This window comes from Bordetella genomosp. 12 (genome assembly GCF_002261355.1).
In the GTDB taxonomy this organism is placed as follows: domain Bacteria; phylum Pseudomonadota; class Gammaproteobacteria; order Burkholderiales; family Burkholderiaceae_B; genus Bordetella.
In genome coordinates this window covers 802242-819826 of record NZ_NEVU01000002.1, presented here as the reverse complement: position 1 = coordinate 819826, position 17585 = coordinate 802242, and the positions used below count along the sequence as shown (strand labels likewise).

The following is a 17585-nucleotide window of genomic DNA, read 5'->3' as shown; positions in this document are numbered from 1 at the left end:
GCTGGCTCCCTTACTTAGCTGCCGGCGCCTGGCCGCCCTGCCCGGCCGGCGCGGTTGCGCCGGCTTGATATTCCTGTGCGGTGACCTCGATACCCGGGCGCACGGACTGCAGCCCCTCGACGATGACACGGTCGCCCGCGGCCAGACCCTTGGTTACCAGCCATTGGTCGCCCAGCGCGCGGTCGGTGACCAGCTCGCGCAATTCGACCTTGTTCTCCCCGTTGACCACCAGTGCCGTGGGCAGGCCGCGCTGACTGCGCGCCACGCCGCGCTGCGGCACGAGCAGGCCGGCCGAAGCCACGCCCTGAGCCAGGCGGGCGCGCACGAACATGCCCGGCAGCAATTGATGTTTGGCATTGGGGAACAGCGCGCGCAGCGTGACCGAACCCGTGGTCGGGTCCACCGTCACTTCCGAGAACTCGAGCTTGCCCGGCTCGTCGTAGACGCTGCCGTCTTCGAGCATGAGGGTGACTTTGGCGGCCTGCGCGCCCTCGGCTTGCTGCAACTGACCGCTGGCCAGGGCGCGCTTGAGCTTGAGCAACTGCACGCTGGACTGGGTGACGTCGACGTAGATGGGGTCGATTTGCTGCACCGAAGCAATGGCGTTGGTCTGGTTGGCCGTCACCAGCGCGCCTTCGGTCACTTGCGAACGGCCGATGATGCCGTCGATGGGCGACAGCACCTTGGTATAGACCAGGTTGATACGCGCCGTCTCCAGGGCGGCCTTGGCCGACAGCACGTCGGCGGCGGCCTGGTCGCGCGAGCTCACGGCGTCATCGTAGGTCTGGCGGCTGACGGCGCGGGTTTCCACCAGCGGCTTGTAGCGGTCCACCAGCAGCGCGGCCGTGCGCTGCTGCGCCTGCGCCCGGGCCAGGGCGGCCTTGGCGCTGTCGTAGGTCGCCTGATAGACCGAGGGATCGATCTGGTAGAGCTGCTGGCCGGCGCGCACTTCGGCGCCCTCGGTAAACAGGCGCTTTTGCACAATGCCGTTGACCTGCGGGCGGACCTCGGCGATCCTGAACGCCGACGTGCGGCCGGGTAACTCCGTGGAAAGCGAAACAGGCTGCGACTTCAGGGTCACGACCCCCACTTGGGGCTTGCCGGCCTGGGGCTGGGCTTGCTCTTTACCGCAGCCGGACAATGCGAGGGCGAGGGCCGCCGCCGAAAGCGCGGCCACGCCGCGCCATACCTGCTTCTTGCTTTTCATATGATCCATTCCCGAATCCAACCTATCCCCGGCGGCAGGCCTGCACACCTGCCTCCGGTACGCGTTTTGCTGCAATGCAAAACGTCACATTTTCCTTTATCCCGCCCCAGAAACAAAGTCATCGAATTCGAAAACATCATTCCATTTCTGGGACAATAAAAGGGCTGAAGACACCTTAAGCTCACACGCCATGAACAACCGACTGCAAGGCATGGAACTCTTTGTCGAAGTGGCCAAGACGCGCAATTTCAGCCGCGCGGCGGAAAAACTCGGCATACCCAAATCGACACTCTCGCGCCAGGTAGCCGAACTCGAGCGCTCCATCGGCCTGCAATTGTTGGCCCGCACCACCCGCAAGGTCGAACTCACCCCTGCAGGGCAGTTGTACTTCGATCGCTGCCAGCGCATCGTGGCCGAAGCCCAGGTGGTGCACGAAGAACTGCAAAACCTGCTCGAAACGCCCTCCGGGCCCTTGCGCGTGAACCTGCCCGCCGACTTCGCCACGGAGTTTCTGGCCGAATGCTTCGTCGAGTTCTCGCAACGCTACCCCGAAGTGGATTTCTACCTGGACATCGCCAGCCCCGAGCACGCGACCCGGGTGTTTCAAGCCTGCGATGTCGCCATTCAGATCGGCGACCTGCCGGATTCGACCCAGATTGCACGCCTGCTGGGCAAGCTGCCCGCCTATCTGTACGCCTCGCCCGACTACCTCGCCCGGCACGGCAGGCCCGCGCACCCGGATGATCTGATCAAACATGAATGCATGGAGTTCCGCGTCGGACACGCCGGCCGGGTCACCCGGTGGCCGCTGACCGATGGCCAGCGTCAGATCGAGATCACGCCGGGCAAGCGGTATTCCGTCAATAGCGTGTCCATGCTGCGCAGTCTGACGGGCCTTGGCGCAGGCATTGCCATCCTGGGCAGTGTGCGCGGCGATGAAAGCCGCCCACTGGAAAGAGTCTTGCCGGACTGGCATGCCGGCCCTTTCCCGGTCTATGCAGTCACGGACACCCGGCTACTGCCCGCCAAGACACGCATCTTCATCGAGTTTCTGATGGAGCGCCTGGACATGCAGGGGCCGGGTAAAAAGCATAGCGCCAGGCTGTTTCACGACCCAGCCTGAGCCCCGCATTTGTAATCCACTGAAACCGGTTTGCGCAAACCCGGCCGGGCCTGCGGCGTGCGCGTGCGGCTCAGAAGCGCTCGTCCTCGCGCAGATAGCGCCATTGGCCCAGCGGCAGATCGCCCAGGCGTATCCGGCCGATTCGCACGCGTTTGAGGCCCACGACCTTCAGGCCGACCAGTTCGCACATGCGCCGGATCTGGCGTTTTTTGCCTTCGTGCAGCACAAACCGCAATTGATCGTCGTTCTGCCAGCGGACATCGGCGCGCTTGAGCGGCTTGCCGTCGAGCGTCAGGCCGTGATTGAGCAGGGCCAGGCCGCGCTCACCGAGCTTGCCATCGACCCGCACCAGGTATTCTTTGTCGACCGCCGAGTCTTCGCCGATCAGCTGCTTGGCCACGCGCCCGTCCTGGGTCAGGATGAGCAAGCCTTGCGAGTCGATATCCAGCCGTCCGGCCACGGCCAAGCCGCGCAGATGGGCCCGATCAAAGCGGCGGCCTGAGCGGTCGCCCTCGTACTGGCTGCGCGCATCGATCAGGGCGGCCGCCGGCGTATAGCCGTCTTCGGCCTGGCCCGACACGTAACCGATAGGTTTGTTGATCAGAATGGTGACCAACGAAGTCTGTGCCGCCCGCGCGGCGCGTTCCAGCGTGATCGTCTGATCGGGGTAGGCCTTGGCGCCAAGCTCGGAAACCACCACGCCATCGACCCGCACCCAGCCGCGCTCGATATAGCCATCGGCTTCGCGGCGGGAACACAGGCCCCGCTCCGACATCAACTTGGAGATACGTACTTTTTCCATGGCGCGTATTGTAAAGCGAGGCGGGGCGCGGCCCTTGCCCCAGGCGTCTTGGCATAATACGCAACCATGACTGTCTCGTATCAAGCACCGCTGGCCGCAGGCTGGCTGACTCACGCTCCCGCCATTCTGACGCCCGAACAACGCCATTGGCTGTTCCGCCCCGGTGCGCTGACCGCCGGTCTGCGCCAACTGGGCCAGGTCCGCCTGCGCGTGGTGGGCGAGTACGCCGAGGGGGCCGCGCCGGACGAGGCGCGGGCCATGCACATCGCCCCGGGCGCACCGGTGTGGGTGCGCGAAGTTCTGATGTCGGTCGACGGCGTGGACAGTGTGCCCGCGCGCAGCCTCACCCCGCTGACGGCCTCGCACGGCAGTTGGCAAGGCATGCGGCGCCTGTTGACCCGGCCGCTGGCCGACATGCTCTACCACGACCGCAGCGTCACCCGCTCGCCCTTTGCCTGCCGCCGCCTGGCGTCGCCGCTGCCGTTTTATCGCATGATCGCCGCCCTGCCGTCCGTCTCGGCGGCCGAGGCGCGCGCGCTCTGGGCGCGGCGCTCGGTCTTCTGGCGGCATGGCCAGCCCTTGCTCGTGGCGGAGTGCTTTCTGCCGGCCTTCTGGGACCACGGCGGGCGCACGCTGCCGCCGCTCAAACCGCATGACCGGCGCGCCAGCAGCGCCGCCCAGCCGGCCTCACCGCGCCGCTGATTGCCGCCGGCGCAGGCTCAGCGCCAGGGCCAGCCCTGTCGCCGCGGCCGCCGCGCCGACGAGAAACACATGCCCGTAGCCGCTGCGGTCGGCAAGCAGGCCGGCCAGCGGCCCGGTCAGGCCATAAGCCAGGTCCTGGAACGCGGAGAAGGCCCCTAGCGCCGTGCCGCGCAAGGCCGGCTCGACGCGATTGACCACCTCGCGCCCCATGGCGGGAAAGACCATCGAGCATCCCAGCCCGGTGAGAAACGCCCCGGCCAAGGCAAGCTGCGGGCCGTCGGCCAGCCAGATCAGCAACTGGCCCAGCATTTCCACGGCCAGCGAGACGATCACCACCGGCAGGCCGCCCACCCGATCGGGCAGATGCCCGCAAGCCATGCGCACGAGCACGAAACCGGCGCCGAAGGCCGTCAACCCCAGGCCGGCATAGTCCCAATGGCGCTGCAGAAAATGCAGGGCAAAGAAGGCGCCGATCGCCGCAAAGCCGATGCCTTGCAGGCAGACGATGGCGCCGTGCTCCCAGATGCGCGCCAGGATGGGCAGGAACCCCCGGCGCGCGGCCGCGGCCTGCCGGGGCACGCCGGGCAGCGGCGCCAAGCCCAGCAAAGCCAGCAGCGGCAGGACCGCCCCGACGGCCATCATGCCGCCGAAGCCCAGGCGCTCGAACAAGACCAGCCCGGCCGGCCCGCCCAGGGCCAGCGCGCCATACATGGCCGCGCCGATCAAGGCCAGCACACGGCCGGAGTTCGCCACGCCCGCCAGGGCGATGCCCCAGGTGATCACGCCCACGGCCACCAGGCTCTCGCCCAGGCCGAGCAGGACACGTCCGCCCAGCAACAGGCCGAAGGCGGTCCAGTGGCCGCTCAAGCTCGCCGTCCAGGACAGGGCAATCCCCAGCCCGTAGACCAGCAGGCCGCGCACGGTCACCGGCTTGGCGCCCAGACGGTCAGCTAAACCCCCGGCGTAGGTGCGGGTGAAGATCGTGGCCAGAAAGGCGCTGCCGGCGGCCAGGCCGGCCCAGAAGTTGTCCAGGCCCAAGGTGCCCGCGACATAAACCGGCACGACCGCGAAGGACATGCCGATGCACAGATAGCAAACGAAAAGCACCGCCGTGAGCGCCAGCAGACGGGCGCCGTATCGGGCGGACAGGAAGGAAGGAAACACTGCTTTCTCCATGCAGGCCCGGCGCGGGGGGTGCATGGATGACGCAACGCACCCCGATGGCCGAGCATCGGTAGGTGCGTTGGTTGACGTAAACGCTTACGGCCGGCGGGCGCTTGGCCCGGCACGACAGGGCAGAGTGTACGCCAGAATGGCGCGCGCCGGATCAGTCCTTGGCCTGGCGCCAGACCTCCGGCTCCAAGGCGACCTCACCCTGCGCGGCCGACACATACACCGTCTGATCGGAAATGTTGACGTTGATCTGCATACTGCGCTCGGCCAGCGCGGCCAGCGCCTGGGTTTGCGCGGCCGGCAAATTGACCACCCGCAGATTACGGGCGCGGTCTACCTTGCTGCGCACGCCGTCCCACCACACTTGGGCGGCATGGCCGCCATAGCAGTAAATGACCACCTGATCGGCCCGTCCGCAGGCGCGCAGAATGCGGCGTTCCTCAGGCTGGCCCACCTCGACCCAGAGCGAAATCGCACCCGTCAGGTCCTTGGACCAGATGTCGGGTTCGTCCGTGTCGCTCAAGCCCTTGGTGAAGGCCAGGGACTCGTCCGCATGCATGGCAAATGCGGCAATGCGCACCATCATGCGTTCATCGGTCTCCGAGGGGTGACGCGCCACGGTCAGCCCATGGCTGCCGTAATAGTGGCGGTCGGTGTCGGCAATGTTGAGGTCGGCTTTGTAAATTGTTGCGCGCAGGGCCATGAAACCATCCGGCGGAGTCGCCAAAGCCCGCCATCATAACGCCTGCGCGTATCATCGGGCTTCAACCATCGCTTTGCACCATGACTGCCGCCCTGCTCTCCTTCGCGCTCGCCGCCCTCATCATGACGCTCACGCCGGGCCTGGACACGGCGCTGGTGCTGCGCACCGCGGCCACCGAAGGCGCGCGACGCGCGCTCATGGCAGGGCTGGGCATATGCGCCGGCTGCCTGGCCTGGGGCGCGGCGGCCGCCTTCGGTCTGGGCGCGCTCCTGGCGGCATCGCAGCTGGCCTACGATCTGCTGCGCATCGCCGGGGCGGTGTACCTGCTGTATCTGGGCGCGGGCATGCTGTGGCGGGCCCGCCAGCCGCGCGCGGCCAACGGCCTGACCGCGCCCGCGCAAGCCCAGCCCGGCACCGGTGCGCTGGGCTGGTGGCGCCGCGGCTGCCTGACCAATCTGCTCAATCCCAAGGTCGGGATTTTCTACCTCACCTTCCTGCCGCAGTTCATCCCCGCCGGGGTGGATGTGCTGGGCTTTAGCCTGCTGCTGGCCGTCGTGCACGCCGCCATCGGCATGCTGTGGTTCGGCGCGCTGGTGGCCGCCACCCGGCCGCTGGCGCGCTGGCTGGGCAGGCCCGGCGTGGGCCGGGGCCTGGACGCGGCCACCGGCACGGTGTTTGTCGCCTTCGGCTTGAAGCTCGCCCTGTCGCGCGCTTAAGCCTGGCCTGCCGCCGGCATCCCGCCAGGCAAGCCCGGCGACGCCGCCGCTCAGTACACGCCGACCGAATGGCGGGCCACGAAATGCCCCTCGCCCACCTGCACCAGCGGCTGCACCACCGGCTCGTCGCCCACATCGCGCACGGGGCTGGGAATTTCATCGATCAGCAATGACCGCTGCCGATGCCGGCGTTGCGGGTCGGCGATCGGCACGGCGGCCATCAGCTTCTTGGTATAGGGGTGCTGAGGATTCTCGAAAATGGCCCGGCGCGGGCCGATCTCCACGATCTGCCCCAGATACATCACCGCCACCCGATGGCTGATGCGCTCGACCACGGCCATGTCGTGCGAAATGAACAGGAAGGCCACGCCCAGCTCGCGCTGCAAATCCAGCAGCAGATTGACGATCTGCGCCTGGATCGAGACATCGAGCGCGGACACCGACTCGTCGGCGATCACGACCTTGGGGTTGAGCGCCAGCGCGCGCGCAATGCAGATGCGTTGCCGCTGGCCGCCGGAGAACTCATGCGGATAGCGGTCTATCATCTCGGGCAGCAGGCCGCACTTGTCCATCAGCCAGCGCACCCGCTCCTCGGCCGCCTTGCCCCGCGCCGCCTTGTGAATGAGCAGCGGCTCCATGATGGAGTCGCCCACGGTCATGCGCGGATCCAGCGAAGCGAAGGGGTCTTGAAAAATGAACTGGATATGCTGACGCAGCGTCTGCATCGCCGCGCCGCGCAAGGTGCCGATATTGCGGCCGTCGAACTCGATGCTGCCGCCCTGGCTCTTGACCAACTGCAGCAGGGACCGGCCCGTCGTGGTCTTGCCACATCCCGATTCACCGACCAGCGAGAGCGTCTCGCCAGGGTAGAGATCGAAACTCACCTTTTCGACGGCGTGCACCCGTTTCTGTACACCGCCGAACACACCGCCGCGGATGTCGAAACGGGTGACGAGATCGCGCACCTTGAGGACCGGTCCGTTGGCGCGCCGCACCGTATCCACGTCTTCGGGCGCGGCCTGCGTACGGCTGTCGCCGTCGACCCGCAGCAAGGGAAAAGGCCGCGGCAGATCCGTGCCCTGCATGGCCCCCAGACGCGGCACCGCCGACAGCAAGGCGCGGGTATAGGGATGGCGGGGCTGCGCGAACAGCTCGTCGGCGCCGCCCTCCTCGACCTTATCGCCGCGATACATGACGAGCACGCGGTCGGCGACCTCGGCCACCACCCCCATATCGTGGGTGATGAAGATCACGCCCATGTCCATTTCTTCCTGGAGCTGGCGTATCAACTGCAGGATCTGGGCCTGGATGGTGACATCCAGCGCCGTGGTCGGCTCATCGGCGATGAGCAACTGCGGCTTGCACGACAGGGCCATGGCAATCATGACGCGCTGGCGCATGCCGCCGGAGAGTTGATGCGGATAGCGGTCCATGATGGCGCGCGCCTCGGGGATGCGCACGCGCTCGAGCATGCGCAGCGCTTCGGCGCGGGCCGCGCGCGCGTCCAGGTTCTGGTGCAGGCGCAAGGCCTCGGCGATCTGAAAACCGGCCGTGAAGCTCGGATTCAGCGAGGTCATGGGCTCCTGGAAAATCATGGCCACATCCGCGCCACGCACCTTCTCCAGCACCGGTTCCGTGGCGCGCGCCAGGTCCAGCACCTCCCCGCTGCGCCGGCGAAGCAACATATCGCCGGCAGCGATGCTGCCGCCGCCATATTCCACCAGCCGCATCAGCGCCAGCGACGTGACCGATTTGCCGGAGCCGGACTCGCCCACGATGGCCAGCGTTTCGCCCCGGTTGACGTGAAACGACACATCCCGCACGGCTTCGACCGTGCGCGTGGGTGTCTTGAAGCGCACGGTCAGGCCGTCGACCTGCACCACGCGTTGATTATCCATGCTTGCGATCATGCTTACTTGTCCTGACGCGGGTCCAGGGCGTCACGCAGACCGTCGCCCAACAGATTGAAGCCGAGCACGGCCAGAAAAATCGCCGAGCCCGGGAAAATCGACATCCAGGGCGCCTGGGTCATGAAGTTCTTGGCCGTATTCAGCATCGAGCCCCAGGACGGGTTCGGCGGCTGCAGGCCCAGGCCCAGAAACGACAGGCTGGCCTCGGCGATGATGGCCGTGGCGATGGTGATGGTGGCCTGCACGATCAGCGGCGGCATGACGTTGGGAAAGACGTGCCGCGCGATGATGCGCAGATCCGACGCGCCCAGCGCCCTGGCGCTTTGCACGTAATCTTCATTGCGCACGGCCAGGACCTGGCCGCGCGTGATGCGGATGAATTTCGGCGCGGCCGACACCCCGATGGCGATCATGGCGTTGATCAGGCTGGGCCCCAGAAAGGCGGCCAGCGCGATGGCCAGGATCAGAAACGGAATGGCCAGCAAGGCTTCGGTGGCGCGCGAAATGATGCTGTCGGTCCAGCCGCCGAAATAGCCGGCGGCCAGCCCGAAGGGCACCCCGACGATCAGGGCGATCAGGACGGACACCATCCCGGCCATGAGCGAGGCGCGCGCGCCATACACCAGACGGCTGAAGATGTCGCGGCCCAGCTCGTCGGTGCCCATCCAATAGGTCGCCGAGGGCGCCTTGCGAATGGTCATGAAGCTGGTCTGGAAAGGATCGTGGTTGGCGATGAGCGGCGCGAACAGCGCCATCACCACGAAGAAAAGCACGATGAAAGCGCCCACCAGGGCGACCTTGTTGCGCTTGAATTTGGCCCAGGCGCGGTTACCGGCGCGGGGCGGGACGGCCGTAGCGGTGGTCGCGCTCATTGATGCCTCAAACGGGGATTGACCAGGACGTACAGGACATCGGCCAGCAGATTCATGAAAATAAAGCCTACCGCGACACAGAGCACCACGCCCTGGACCACGGCGTAGTCGCGATTGAAGACCGCATCGACGATCAGTTTGCCGAAGCCCGGAATGGTGAAGACCTGTTCGGTCAGCACCGCGCCGGCCAGCAGCTCACCGAACAGCAGCGTCACCAGCGTGATGATGGGCATCAGCGCATTGCGCAAGGCGTGGCGCATAACCACTTTGCGCGCCGAGACCCCCTTGGCGCGAGCGGTGCGCACATAGTCGGCGCTCAAGGCCTCCAGCATGGCCGAGCGGGTATGCCGCATCAGATAGGCCGCGATGGCGGTCGACAGTACGAAGGCCGGCATCAGCATGGTCTTGATCGACAGCCAGAAGTCCTCGGCCGGCGAAACATAGCCCGAAGCCGGCAGCAGTTGCCACTGCACCGATACCAGCATGATGAGAATGATGCCGAGCCAGAAGTTGGGGATGGACATCCCCGATAACGCGGCCACATTGGCGCCGACCTCCACGGCCGTGCCCTTGCGGACCGCCGCGAGAATGCCCATCGGTATGCCGATGAGCATGGCGAACACCATTGCCATGGCCGCCAGTTGCAGCGTGACCGGCAGCTTCTGGCCGATGAGCGTGAGCACCGGCACATCGGTGCGCATGGATTTGCCCAAATCCCCCTGCACGACCTGGCCCACCCAGGCCATGTACTGCACCGGCAGCGGATCGTCGAGGCGGTATTTGTCGCGCAGATAATCCAGCACGGCGGGATCGCGTTCCTCGCCGGCCAGTGTCAGGACAGGATCGCCTGGCAGGATTTTTTGCAGCATGAAGACGATCATGGACACCAGAATCAGTGTCGGGATCGCTACGACCACGCGGCGCAGTATCAGTTTGAGCATGCTAGAAAACCGGAAAAACAAAAGCGCCGCGGCCGCACGCGCGGGCGTGCGGCCATTGCGGCAGGATTTACTTCTGCGCCAGGCTCACGCCCTTGAGGCGGATCATCCCATCGGGATAGGCGGTGAAACCACGCACATTCTTGCCCAGCACAAAAGGCCAGGGCTGATAGTACAGGTAGAAGTTATGAGCGTCGTCGTGCAGCAGCTTCTGCGCCTGGTCGTAAATCGCCATCCGCTTGGCTTCATCGGGCACCGTGCGCGCTTCGGTCAGCAACTTGTCGACTTCGGGGTTGCAGTAGCGGCCGTCGTTGAGGGCGCCCTTGCAGCTGACGAACGGGTACAGGTTGCCGTCCGGATCGACCCGGCCCGACCAGCCACGCATGACGATCTCGAAGTTGCCGGCCCGCGCCTCATTCAGCAAGGCGGCGTACTCGGTCGGGCGCAGGGCGAGTTCGAATCCCGCCTCGGCCGACATGGCCTGGATCATCTCGGCGATGGCAGAGGTAGTGGTGTTGTTGCCGAAGGCAAACTCCGCCTTGACCTTGTCCAGCCCGGCTTCCTTGAGCAGCGCGCGCGCCTTGGCCACGTCGCGCTTGGGCGCCGGGAACTTGCTCGAGTGATAGGGGCCGCCCGGCGGGAAAGCCTGGCCGGCCGGCTCGAAAATACCGCCGCCCACGACCTCGTTGATGACGTTGCGGTCCAGCGACAGCTCAAACGCCTTGCGCACGCGTGCATCCTTGAAGGGGCTGGTCTCGGCGCGCTTGCCATTGGCCAGGTTGAAGAACACCTCTTGAAAGCCCAGGCCGGAAACCGACTTGAACTGCACGCTCTTGTCGTTGCGGACCTGCGGGGCATCCGAGGGATTCAGACGCTCAAGAATGTCCAGGCCGCCGGCGCGCAGATTGGACAGCCGCACGGTGGTATCGGGAATGGGCAGGAAGATCAGGCGCTTGAAAGCGTAGTCCTTGCCATCGTAGTACTTGTCGAACTTCTCCAGCACGATGCGATCGTTCTGCACGCGCTCGACGAACTTGTACGGCCCCGAGCAGATCGGCTTGCGGCCCACGGCCGCGGCCTCGCCCTCGAAGGACTTGGGCGAGAGCATCATGCCGGCGCGGTCGGACAACTGGGCCACGAGCGTGGCGTCCGGGCGCTTCAGATGCAGAACCAGCGTCTGGGCATCGGGTGCGTCGATCTTCTCGACCGAAGCCAGATCGCCCTTGCGCATGCTGTCTTGCAGCGTCATGGCGCGCTCGAGGTTGGCCTTGGCAGCGGCGGCGTCGAACTTGCTGCCGTCGTGGAAATAGGCGTCGTCACGCAGCTTGAACGTCAACGCCTTGTTGTCGTCGCTCCAGGACCAGGACGTCGCCAATTGCGGCACGAAATGCAGTTTGTCGTCCAGATCCACCAGTTTGTCGCACAGCGACGTGAAGACTATGCGGCCCACATAGGTGACCGCGCGGTGCGGATCCAGTACGTCGGGATCCTCCTGCAGGCCTATGCGCAGATCCTGCGCCAGGGCTGCCGTGCCCGCCAGCGCGAGCGTGGTGGCCGCCATGGCCAGTCCCAAAGGTTTCCAGGTACGCATCGTGTTTATTTCCCCTTGTTGATGAAAAGAGGCGCCTGCCGCTTGGCGGGGCGCCCGCGCCATGCTTAGAAACCGACGGCCTGGCCGTCGCGACGGGTGTCGCTGGCAGCCACATAACCGAGTTCATTGTCTGCGCCGTGCATGCGCCAGATGAACTGGCCGGCACCGAAATCCATGTAAGGATCGTCGACCGACTTCAGCGAGTGCCCCATTTCCTTGAGTGCCTGGACCACGGCCGGGTTCATGGTGGACTCGATATCCAGCGTGAAGTCGCGGTTGACCTTCCAACGCGGCGCGCAGCAGGCCGCCTGCGGATTCTGGTGATAGTCCAGCATGCGCACGACCGTCTGCAAATGTCCCTGGGGCTGCATGTCGCCGCCCATGACGCCAAAGCTCATGACCGGCTGGCCACCCTGGGTGAGAAAACCCGGAATGATGGTGTGGAACGGGCGCTTGCCGCCTTCGACCACGTTGGCCGAGGCCGGATCCATGGAGAAACCGACGCCACGGTTCTGCAGGCTGATGCCCGTGCCCGGCACGACCACGCCGGAACCAAACCCCATGTAGTTGGACTGGATGAAAGAAATCATCATGCCGTTTTCGTCGGCGGCGGTCAGATAAATGGTGCCGCCGGCGTGCGGGCGGCCCGCCCCGAAATGGGTGGCGCGGTCCAGTTGGATGAGCTTGGCGCGGCTGGCCAGATAGGCGTCATCCAGCATCTGCACCGGCGTGACCTCCATGCAGCGCGGGTCGGCCACATAGCGGTAGAGATCCGCGAAGGCCAGCTTCATGGCCTCGATCTGCACGTGCTGCGACTGCGCCGAATCCACCGGCATATTGGCCAGATCGAACTTCTCGCAGATGCCCAGCGCGATCAAGGCGGCGATCCCCTGCCCGTTGGGCGGGATTTCGTTGAGTTCATAGCCCCGATACGCCTTGCGAATCGGCTCGACCCACTGCGGGCGGTAATTGCGCAGGTCGTCCAGCGTCAGCGCGCCGCCGCATTCTTTGCTGAAGGCCGCGATACGCTCGGCGAGTTCGCCTTCGTAGAAATCACGCCCGCCGCTGGCGGCGATGCGCTTGAGCGCATAGGCCGCGTCGGGGAAACGGAAGTGCTCGCCCACCTTGGGCGCGCGGCCCTGAGGCAGGAAGGCCTGGGCGTAACCGGGCTGCTCGCTCAGTTCCTGCGCCGCCGCGGCCCATTTATGCGCCACCACCGGCGGCACGGCGTAACCGCGCTCGGCGATCTCGATGGCCGGCTCGAACAACTGTTCAAACGGCAGCTTGCCGAATTTTTCATGCAGGGCCGACCAGCCCGCGACCGCGCCGGGAACGGTGACCGTGTCCCAGCCGCGCTTGGGCTGTTTGGCCAGGCCGGCGGCATCCGTGCCGTACTTGCGCTTGAAATACTCGACGCTCCAGGCCGCGGGCGCCGTGCCCGAGGAGTTCAGGCCATGCAGCGCCTTGCCATCCCACAGAATCGCGAAACAGTCGCTGCCCAGGCCATTGGAGACCGGCTCGACCAGCACGATGGTCGCGGCCGCCGCGATGGCGGCGTCCACGGCGTTGCCTCCCTTGAGCAGGATGCGCAGCCCGGCCTGCGCGGCCAGCGGATGCGAGGTCGACACGACATTGCGCGCAAACAGCGGAATGCGGTGGGAGGGATAGGGATTGCTCCAGTCGAACGGTTTCATGGCGCGGCTCTCGGGATTCGGGGACAAACGGGTGAAATTACACTTGTGATTTAATTAAATCAATTTGATTTTTTGCTCCGTCATTAAAACTATTTTTGTATATCGAACAGCATGAGCACCCTGCGCTTTTTGCGTACCTTTCTGGCGGTGGCGCACCACGGCACCTTCGCCGAAGCCGCCGAACAGGTCGCGCTGACCCAGGCCGCGGTGAGCTTTCAGATGCGCTCGCTGGAAGCCGAGCTCGGCCGCGAGTTGTTCGACCGCAGCGGCCGCCTGGCCATTCTGAATGCGGCCGGCCGCGAGCTGCTGCCCGAAATCAAACAATTACTGGACCTGTACGAACGCCTGCGCCTGCCGCGCACGACCTCGGACGCGCTGGCCGGCGCGGTCTCCGTGGGCGCCATCGTCTCCTGTATGGGCACCTTATCCAAGGTCGTCACCCTGATGAAGCGCCAGCACCCCGGTCTGGACGTGCGCGTACTGTCGGGCAAAGCCAGTGAATTGGCCGGCAAGGTCGAGGCCGGCGAACTGGACGCGGCCTTCGTCGTGGAGGCCGGGCGCAAGATGGCCTCCACCCGCTGGACGGCCCTCTACGAGGAGCCGCTCGTCGTTCTCGCCCACCCCGGGGCCAGCGGCGGTTCGGACGTCCATGAGGTCCTGGCACGCAACCCCTTTCTGCGCTTTGACCGCACCCAGCGCACGGGTCTGCAAATCGATCGCGTACTGCGCCGTCTCGGCATCACCGTTACCGAATTTCTGGAACTCAACGCCATTGAAACCCTGGTCGAGCTCGTGCGCCAGGAAACCGGTGTCACCCTGCTGCCCTTGCTCAACGGGGCCAACTGGCTCGACAGCCGGGATTTACGGGTACTCCCCCTGCCTGCCGACCTCGGCCCGACCTCGCGCGCCATCGGCATGCTCGAGCGGCGCGAACACGCACGTCAGGACATCACGGGCGCCATCTGCCAGGCCTGCCAGGAGATCTTCACCGCGCGCGCCCTGCCCCCGCCGCGCTAGCCGCTTGCGGCGCCGGACCCCGAGTGGCGCGCACGCCAGGCCATGCAAAAGGCCCGAGCCCGGCGCAGTGCCGGCCTCGGGCCTTGAAATCTGGCGGATCGCGCCGCGGCGCCTGCCGGCCGCGGCATGCCTTGCCGCGACGGACCCCGTCAAAGCGCCTCTTCGTCCGCCTCGCCCGTGCGGATCCGGATGGCCTGTTCCACAGGTGTCACGAAAATCTTGCCATCGCCGATTTTCCCGGTGCGCGCAGCCTTGAGGACGGCCTCGATGGCCTGATCGACCAGCTCGTCGGCCAACACCACCTCGACCCGGATCTTGGGCAGAAAATCCACCACATACTCCGCGCCTCGGTACAGCTCCGTGTGCCCTTTCTGGCGGCCGAAACCCTTGACCTCGGTGACCGTCAGGCCGCTGACGCCGACCTCGGCCAGCGCCTCGCGAACCTCGTCGAGCTTGAACGGTTTGATGATGGCGGTAACTTGTTTCACTTTCTCAGTCCTGGAGATTATTGTGGCGTGCTGACTCAGGGGGAGTTGAGACATCCGGTGCTAACAGAATAGCGCCAATCCCGGCCAAATGCGCAGCGCGTCGCGCGCAATCCGGGCCGCGCCTGACAGCGCCCCTCGGCATTGATGCAGATAAGCCGCAATGCCGCCCGGCCGGCGGCAGCCGCCCCCCTCGGTCACCACGCGCGGGGCCGATCACGGCCCGCCGCGGCGGCCACTCTGCACGTCGCGCCAGCCGGCAAGCCGGGCCAGGCCGCAGCACCGGGCCGGACCGCCCCTGGCCGCACTATCCGCCAGGCGCAGACACCTGGAGGACGCCCTGTCGAGACGGACGGATGCGTCAGCCGCGCAAGTCTACACGACTTCGTTCTGCCGCCTGCCGCCTTCAAAAGGCATCAGGCCGCGCACCACCGTCGCCGCGCGGGCCCTGCCCGCCCGGCTCAACCCGGCCCCATCGGGCGAACGTCGACCACCCGCTTGGCCTTGCCCGCGACGCTGGCCGGTATGTGTCCGCAAGGCACGATCGAGACTCGGGTCGACACCCCCACATTGTCCTTGATGCGTTGCTGAAGTTCCCGGGCCAGCCGCAGGCGTTCTCTGTCCGCCAGGCCGGGGCAGATCTCCGGCCTGGCCTCCACCGCGACGGCCAGTGCATCCATATAGCCCTCTTTGCTGATCGTCAGTTGATACTGCGCGCTCAGCGCGGGAAGGCCCAGAATGATTTCCTCGATCTGCGTCGGAAACACGTTGACGCCCCTGATGATCAACATATCGTCTGAGCGCCCCGTGATTTTCGCCAGGCGGCGCATCGATCTGGACGTGGGGGGCAACAGTGCGGTCAGATCGCGCGTCCGATAGCGGATGATGGGCATCGCTTCCTTGGTCAGGGAAGTGAAGACCAGCTCTCCCTGGCTGCCGTCCGGCAGCACCGCGCCCGTCAGCGGATCGATGATTTCCGGATAAAAGTGGTCTTCCCATATCACCGGGCCATCCTTGCTGTCGGCGCATTCGCAGGCCACGCCCGGCCCGATGACTTCTGACAAGCCATAAATGTCGACGGCATCGATGCCAAGACGGCCCTCGATCTCCCGGCGCATCGCCTCGGTCCAGGGTTCGGCGCCAAAGATCCCACGCTTCAAGCTGGTCCGGGACGGATCCATCCCCTGCCGCTCCATTTCGTCGATCATCGTCAGCATGTAGGAAGGCGTGGCAAGCATAATCGTGGGAGAAAAGTCCCGAATCAGCTGGACCTGCTTTTCCGTCTGCCCGCCCGACATGGGAATCACCAGGCATCCCAGCCGCTCCGCGCCATAATGAATGCCCAAGCCTCCCGTGAACAGCCCATAGCCGAAGGTGTTCTGCAGCGTGTCTTCGCGCCGTCCCCCCGCCGCGTGAATCGACCGGGCCACGACATCGGCCCAGGTATCGATGTCGCCTTGGGTGTAGCCGACCACGGTAGGCCGGCCCGTGGTGCCGCTGGACGCATGCACACGGACGAGCGCTTCGCGCGGCACGGCGAACAAGCCGAAGGGATAGTTGTCCCTGAGGTCGCTTTTTGAGGTCGTCGGAAATTTCGCCAGATCCGACAGGACTCTCAGGTCACTGGGATGCACGCCTGCTGCGTCGAAGGTCTTTCGGTAGTGCCCGACATGCGCATAGGCATGCTCCAAGGTCTTCCGCAGGCGCTGCAGCTGCAGCGCCTGAAGTTCATCCGTGCTCACGCGCTCGATGGCCGCAGGCCAGTCCGCGCCGGGAAGGTGTCCCGCCATTTCAGTTCTCCCGCTCTAAGCCGGCTGGCATCGCCATCCCGCCGATGGATTGAAAACGCGCTCTTGCGCAGCCCCCCGCACACGCTTGCAGGGAGAGCCTGCCGCCCGGCGCGGATACCTAGAAGCGAAACGCCAGGCCCACCGTCGTGACGAGCGGATCCAGCGTGACGGCCGCGCGCACGGGCGCCGGCCCGAGATAGCCGCTTGCCTTGGTATGAACGATGAACTTCTTCACATCCAGGAACACGCCCAGATGCGGTGTGATTCGATACTCCAGGCCCGCCTGCGCCACCCCGCCCCAGGCATCCTTGGCATCAAAATGCGTAACGTTGCCGTCCTTCGCATTGAAGATCTTCATATAGGTCACGCCCGCCCCGAGGTAGGGGTAAAGGCTGTAGCGCTCCAGCTGGGTGAACTGGTATTGCAGGGTCAAGGCGGCGGGGGCATATTTCACCTTGCCTATCTTGCCGACACTCGACACCGACCCCGCGCCGCTCAATGTGGTCGTAGGCGGATAGCCCACCAGCAACCCGAGGGCGATGTTCGGCGTGAAGTGGTAGCCGAACTCCGCCAGCAAGGTCAGGTTGTCCTTCACCTTGGCATTGGCCCCGGGCACAGTCTGCCCGCCCGCCTTGAGGTCGGCCCGTTCGTCAAAGGCCGCCCAGGCCAGGCCCGCCCTGAGGTACCACGGACCTGGCTCCTCCCGCGCCCCGGCCTCCTGCGCCTGCGCCAATCCGCCCACCGCGGGGCACGCCAAGAACGCCGCGATCAGGCTCTTGCCTGCCCGTCCGGCCCATTGCTTTGCACGCATGTCGTCTCCTGATTTTTTCTGTTTCGGCAGGGCGCGACGGCCCGGCCAGCC

Annotated in this window: 16 protein-coding genes; 4 read left to right on the top strand and 12 right to left on the bottom strand. The window is 65.8% G+C overall.

Annotated elements, in window-relative coordinates; all coding sequences use genetic code 11:
• Positions 1–10 precede the first annotated feature (10 nt).
• Positions 11–1207: an efflux RND transporter periplasmic adaptor subunit gene (locus CAL22_RS09305; protein ID WP_094813557.1), complete on the bottom strand. Its 1197-nt coding sequence runs from the start codon at positions 1205–1207 to the stop codon at positions 11–13.
• Between the two features lie 211 nt (positions 1208–1418).
• Here CAL22_RS09305 and CAL22_RS09300 point away from each other — a divergent pair, with 211 nt between their 5' ends.
• The gene (locus CAL22_RS09300) at positions 1419–2330 is read left to right on the top strand and encodes a LysR family transcriptional regulator (RefSeq protein ID WP_094813555.1); all 912 of its coding nucleotides are present in this window, start codon (positions 1419–1421) and stop codon (positions 2328–2330) included.
• 70 nt (positions 2331–2400) lie between these two features.
• Here CAL22_RS09300 and CAL22_RS09295 read toward each other — a convergent pair whose 3' ends face one another.
• A complete protein-coding gene (locus tag CAL22_RS09295; protein WP_094812464.1) occupies positions 2401–3132 on the bottom strand; it encodes a pseudouridine synthase in 732 nt (243 codons plus the stop codon).
• Positions 3133–3198: 66 nt separating this feature from the next.
• Between CAL22_RS09295 and CAL22_RS09290 the strand changes: the two genes are divergently transcribed.
• Complete coding sequence (locus CAL22_RS09290) at positions 3199–3834, top strand: chorismate--pyruvate lyase family protein (protein WP_094812462.1); 636 nt, start codon at positions 3199–3201, stop codon at positions 3832–3834.
• Here the strand turns inward: CAL22_RS09290 and CAL22_RS09285 are convergent.
• Together CAL22_RS09285 and CAL22_RS09280 are read right to left on the bottom strand one after the other, a co-directional pair.
• Positions 3820–4998, bottom strand: a complete 1179-nt coding sequence (locus CAL22_RS09285; protein WP_094812460.1) for an MFS transporter — start codon at positions 4996–4998, stop codon at positions 3820–3822. The genes CAL22_RS09290 and CAL22_RS09285 overlap by 15 nt on opposite strands.
• Positions 4999–5161: 163 nt before the next feature.
• A complete protein-coding gene (locus CAL22_RS09280; RefSeq protein WP_094812459.1) occupies positions 5162–5710 on the bottom strand; it encodes a YaeQ family protein in 549 nt (182 codons plus the stop codon).
• 80 nt (positions 5711–5790) lie between these two features.
• On the opposite strand from CAL22_RS09280, the gene CAL22_RS09275 reads away from it, so the two are divergent.
• Positions 5791–6426 carry a LysE family translocator gene (locus CAL22_RS09275; protein WP_094812457.1) on the top strand — a complete coding sequence of 212 codons (636 nt, stop codon included), beginning with the start codon at positions 5791–5793 and terminating at the stop codon, positions 6424–6426.
• 50 nt (positions 6427–6476) lie between these two features.
• Here CAL22_RS09275 and CAL22_RS09270 read toward each other — a convergent pair whose 3' ends face one another.
• The 5 genes from CAL22_RS09270 to ggt form a co-directional block, all read right to left on the bottom strand.
• Positions 6477–8324 carry a dipeptide ABC transporter ATP-binding protein gene (locus tag CAL22_RS09270; protein ID WP_094813553.1) on the bottom strand — a complete coding sequence of 616 codons (1848 nt, stop codon included), beginning with the start codon at positions 8322–8324 and terminating at the stop codon, positions 6477–6479.
• Positions 8325–8338: 14 nt separating this feature from the next.
• Positions 8339–9208 carry an ABC transporter permease gene (locus CAL22_RS09265; protein ID WP_094812455.1) on the bottom strand — a complete coding sequence of 290 codons (870 nt, stop codon included), beginning with the start codon at positions 9206–9208 and terminating at the stop codon, positions 8339–8341.
• Positions 9205–10149, bottom strand: coding sequence for an ABC transporter permease (locus CAL22_RS09260; protein WP_094812454.1), 945 nt, complete (start codon positions 10147–10149; stop codon positions 9205–9207). Before CAL22_RS09260 ends, CAL22_RS09265 begins: the two co-directional genes overlap by 4 nt.
• A gap of 67 nt (positions 10150–10216) precedes the next feature.
• On the bottom strand, positions 10217–11737 hold the full coding sequence (locus CAL22_RS09255; RefSeq protein ID WP_094812452.1) for an ABC transporter substrate-binding protein: 1521 nt from the start codon (positions 11735–11737) through the stop codon (positions 10217–10219).
• Positions 11738–11802: 65 nt separating this feature from the next.
• Entirely contained in the window at positions 11803–13431 is a 1629-nt protein-coding gene (ggt, locus tag CAL22_RS09250; RefSeq protein WP_094812450.1) for a gamma-glutamyltransferase, read from the bottom strand.
• Between the two features lie 111 nt (positions 13432–13542).
• Between ggt and CAL22_RS09245 the strand changes: the two genes are divergently transcribed.
• Positions 13543–14448 carry a LysR family transcriptional regulator gene (locus tag CAL22_RS09245; protein ID WP_094812448.1) on the top strand — a complete coding sequence of 302 codons (906 nt, stop codon included), beginning with the start codon at positions 13543–13545 and terminating at the stop codon, positions 14446–14448.
• A gap of 149 nt (positions 14449–14597) precedes the next feature.
• Here the strand turns inward: CAL22_RS09245 and CAL22_RS09240 are convergent, their stop codons facing one another.
• The 3 genes from CAL22_RS09240 to CAL22_RS09230 form a co-directional block, all read right to left on the bottom strand.
• Positions 14598–14936: a P-II family nitrogen regulator gene (locus tag CAL22_RS09240; protein ID WP_094812446.1), complete on the bottom strand. Its 339-nt coding sequence runs from the start codon at positions 14934–14936 to the stop codon at positions 14598–14600.
• Positions 14937–15394: 458 nt separating this feature from the next.
• Positions 15395–16723, bottom strand: a complete 1329-nt coding sequence (gene paaK, locus CAL22_RS09235; RefSeq protein ID WP_094812444.1) for a phenylacetate--CoA ligase PaaK — start codon at positions 16721–16723, stop codon at positions 15395–15397.
• A 118-nt stretch (positions 16724–16841) separates the two neighbouring features.
• Positions 16842–17534, bottom strand: coding sequence for an OmpW/AlkL family protein (locus CAL22_RS09230; protein WP_094812442.1), 693 nt, complete (start codon positions 17532–17534; stop codon positions 16842–16844).
• Between the last annotated feature and the right edge of the window lie 51 nt (positions 17535–17585).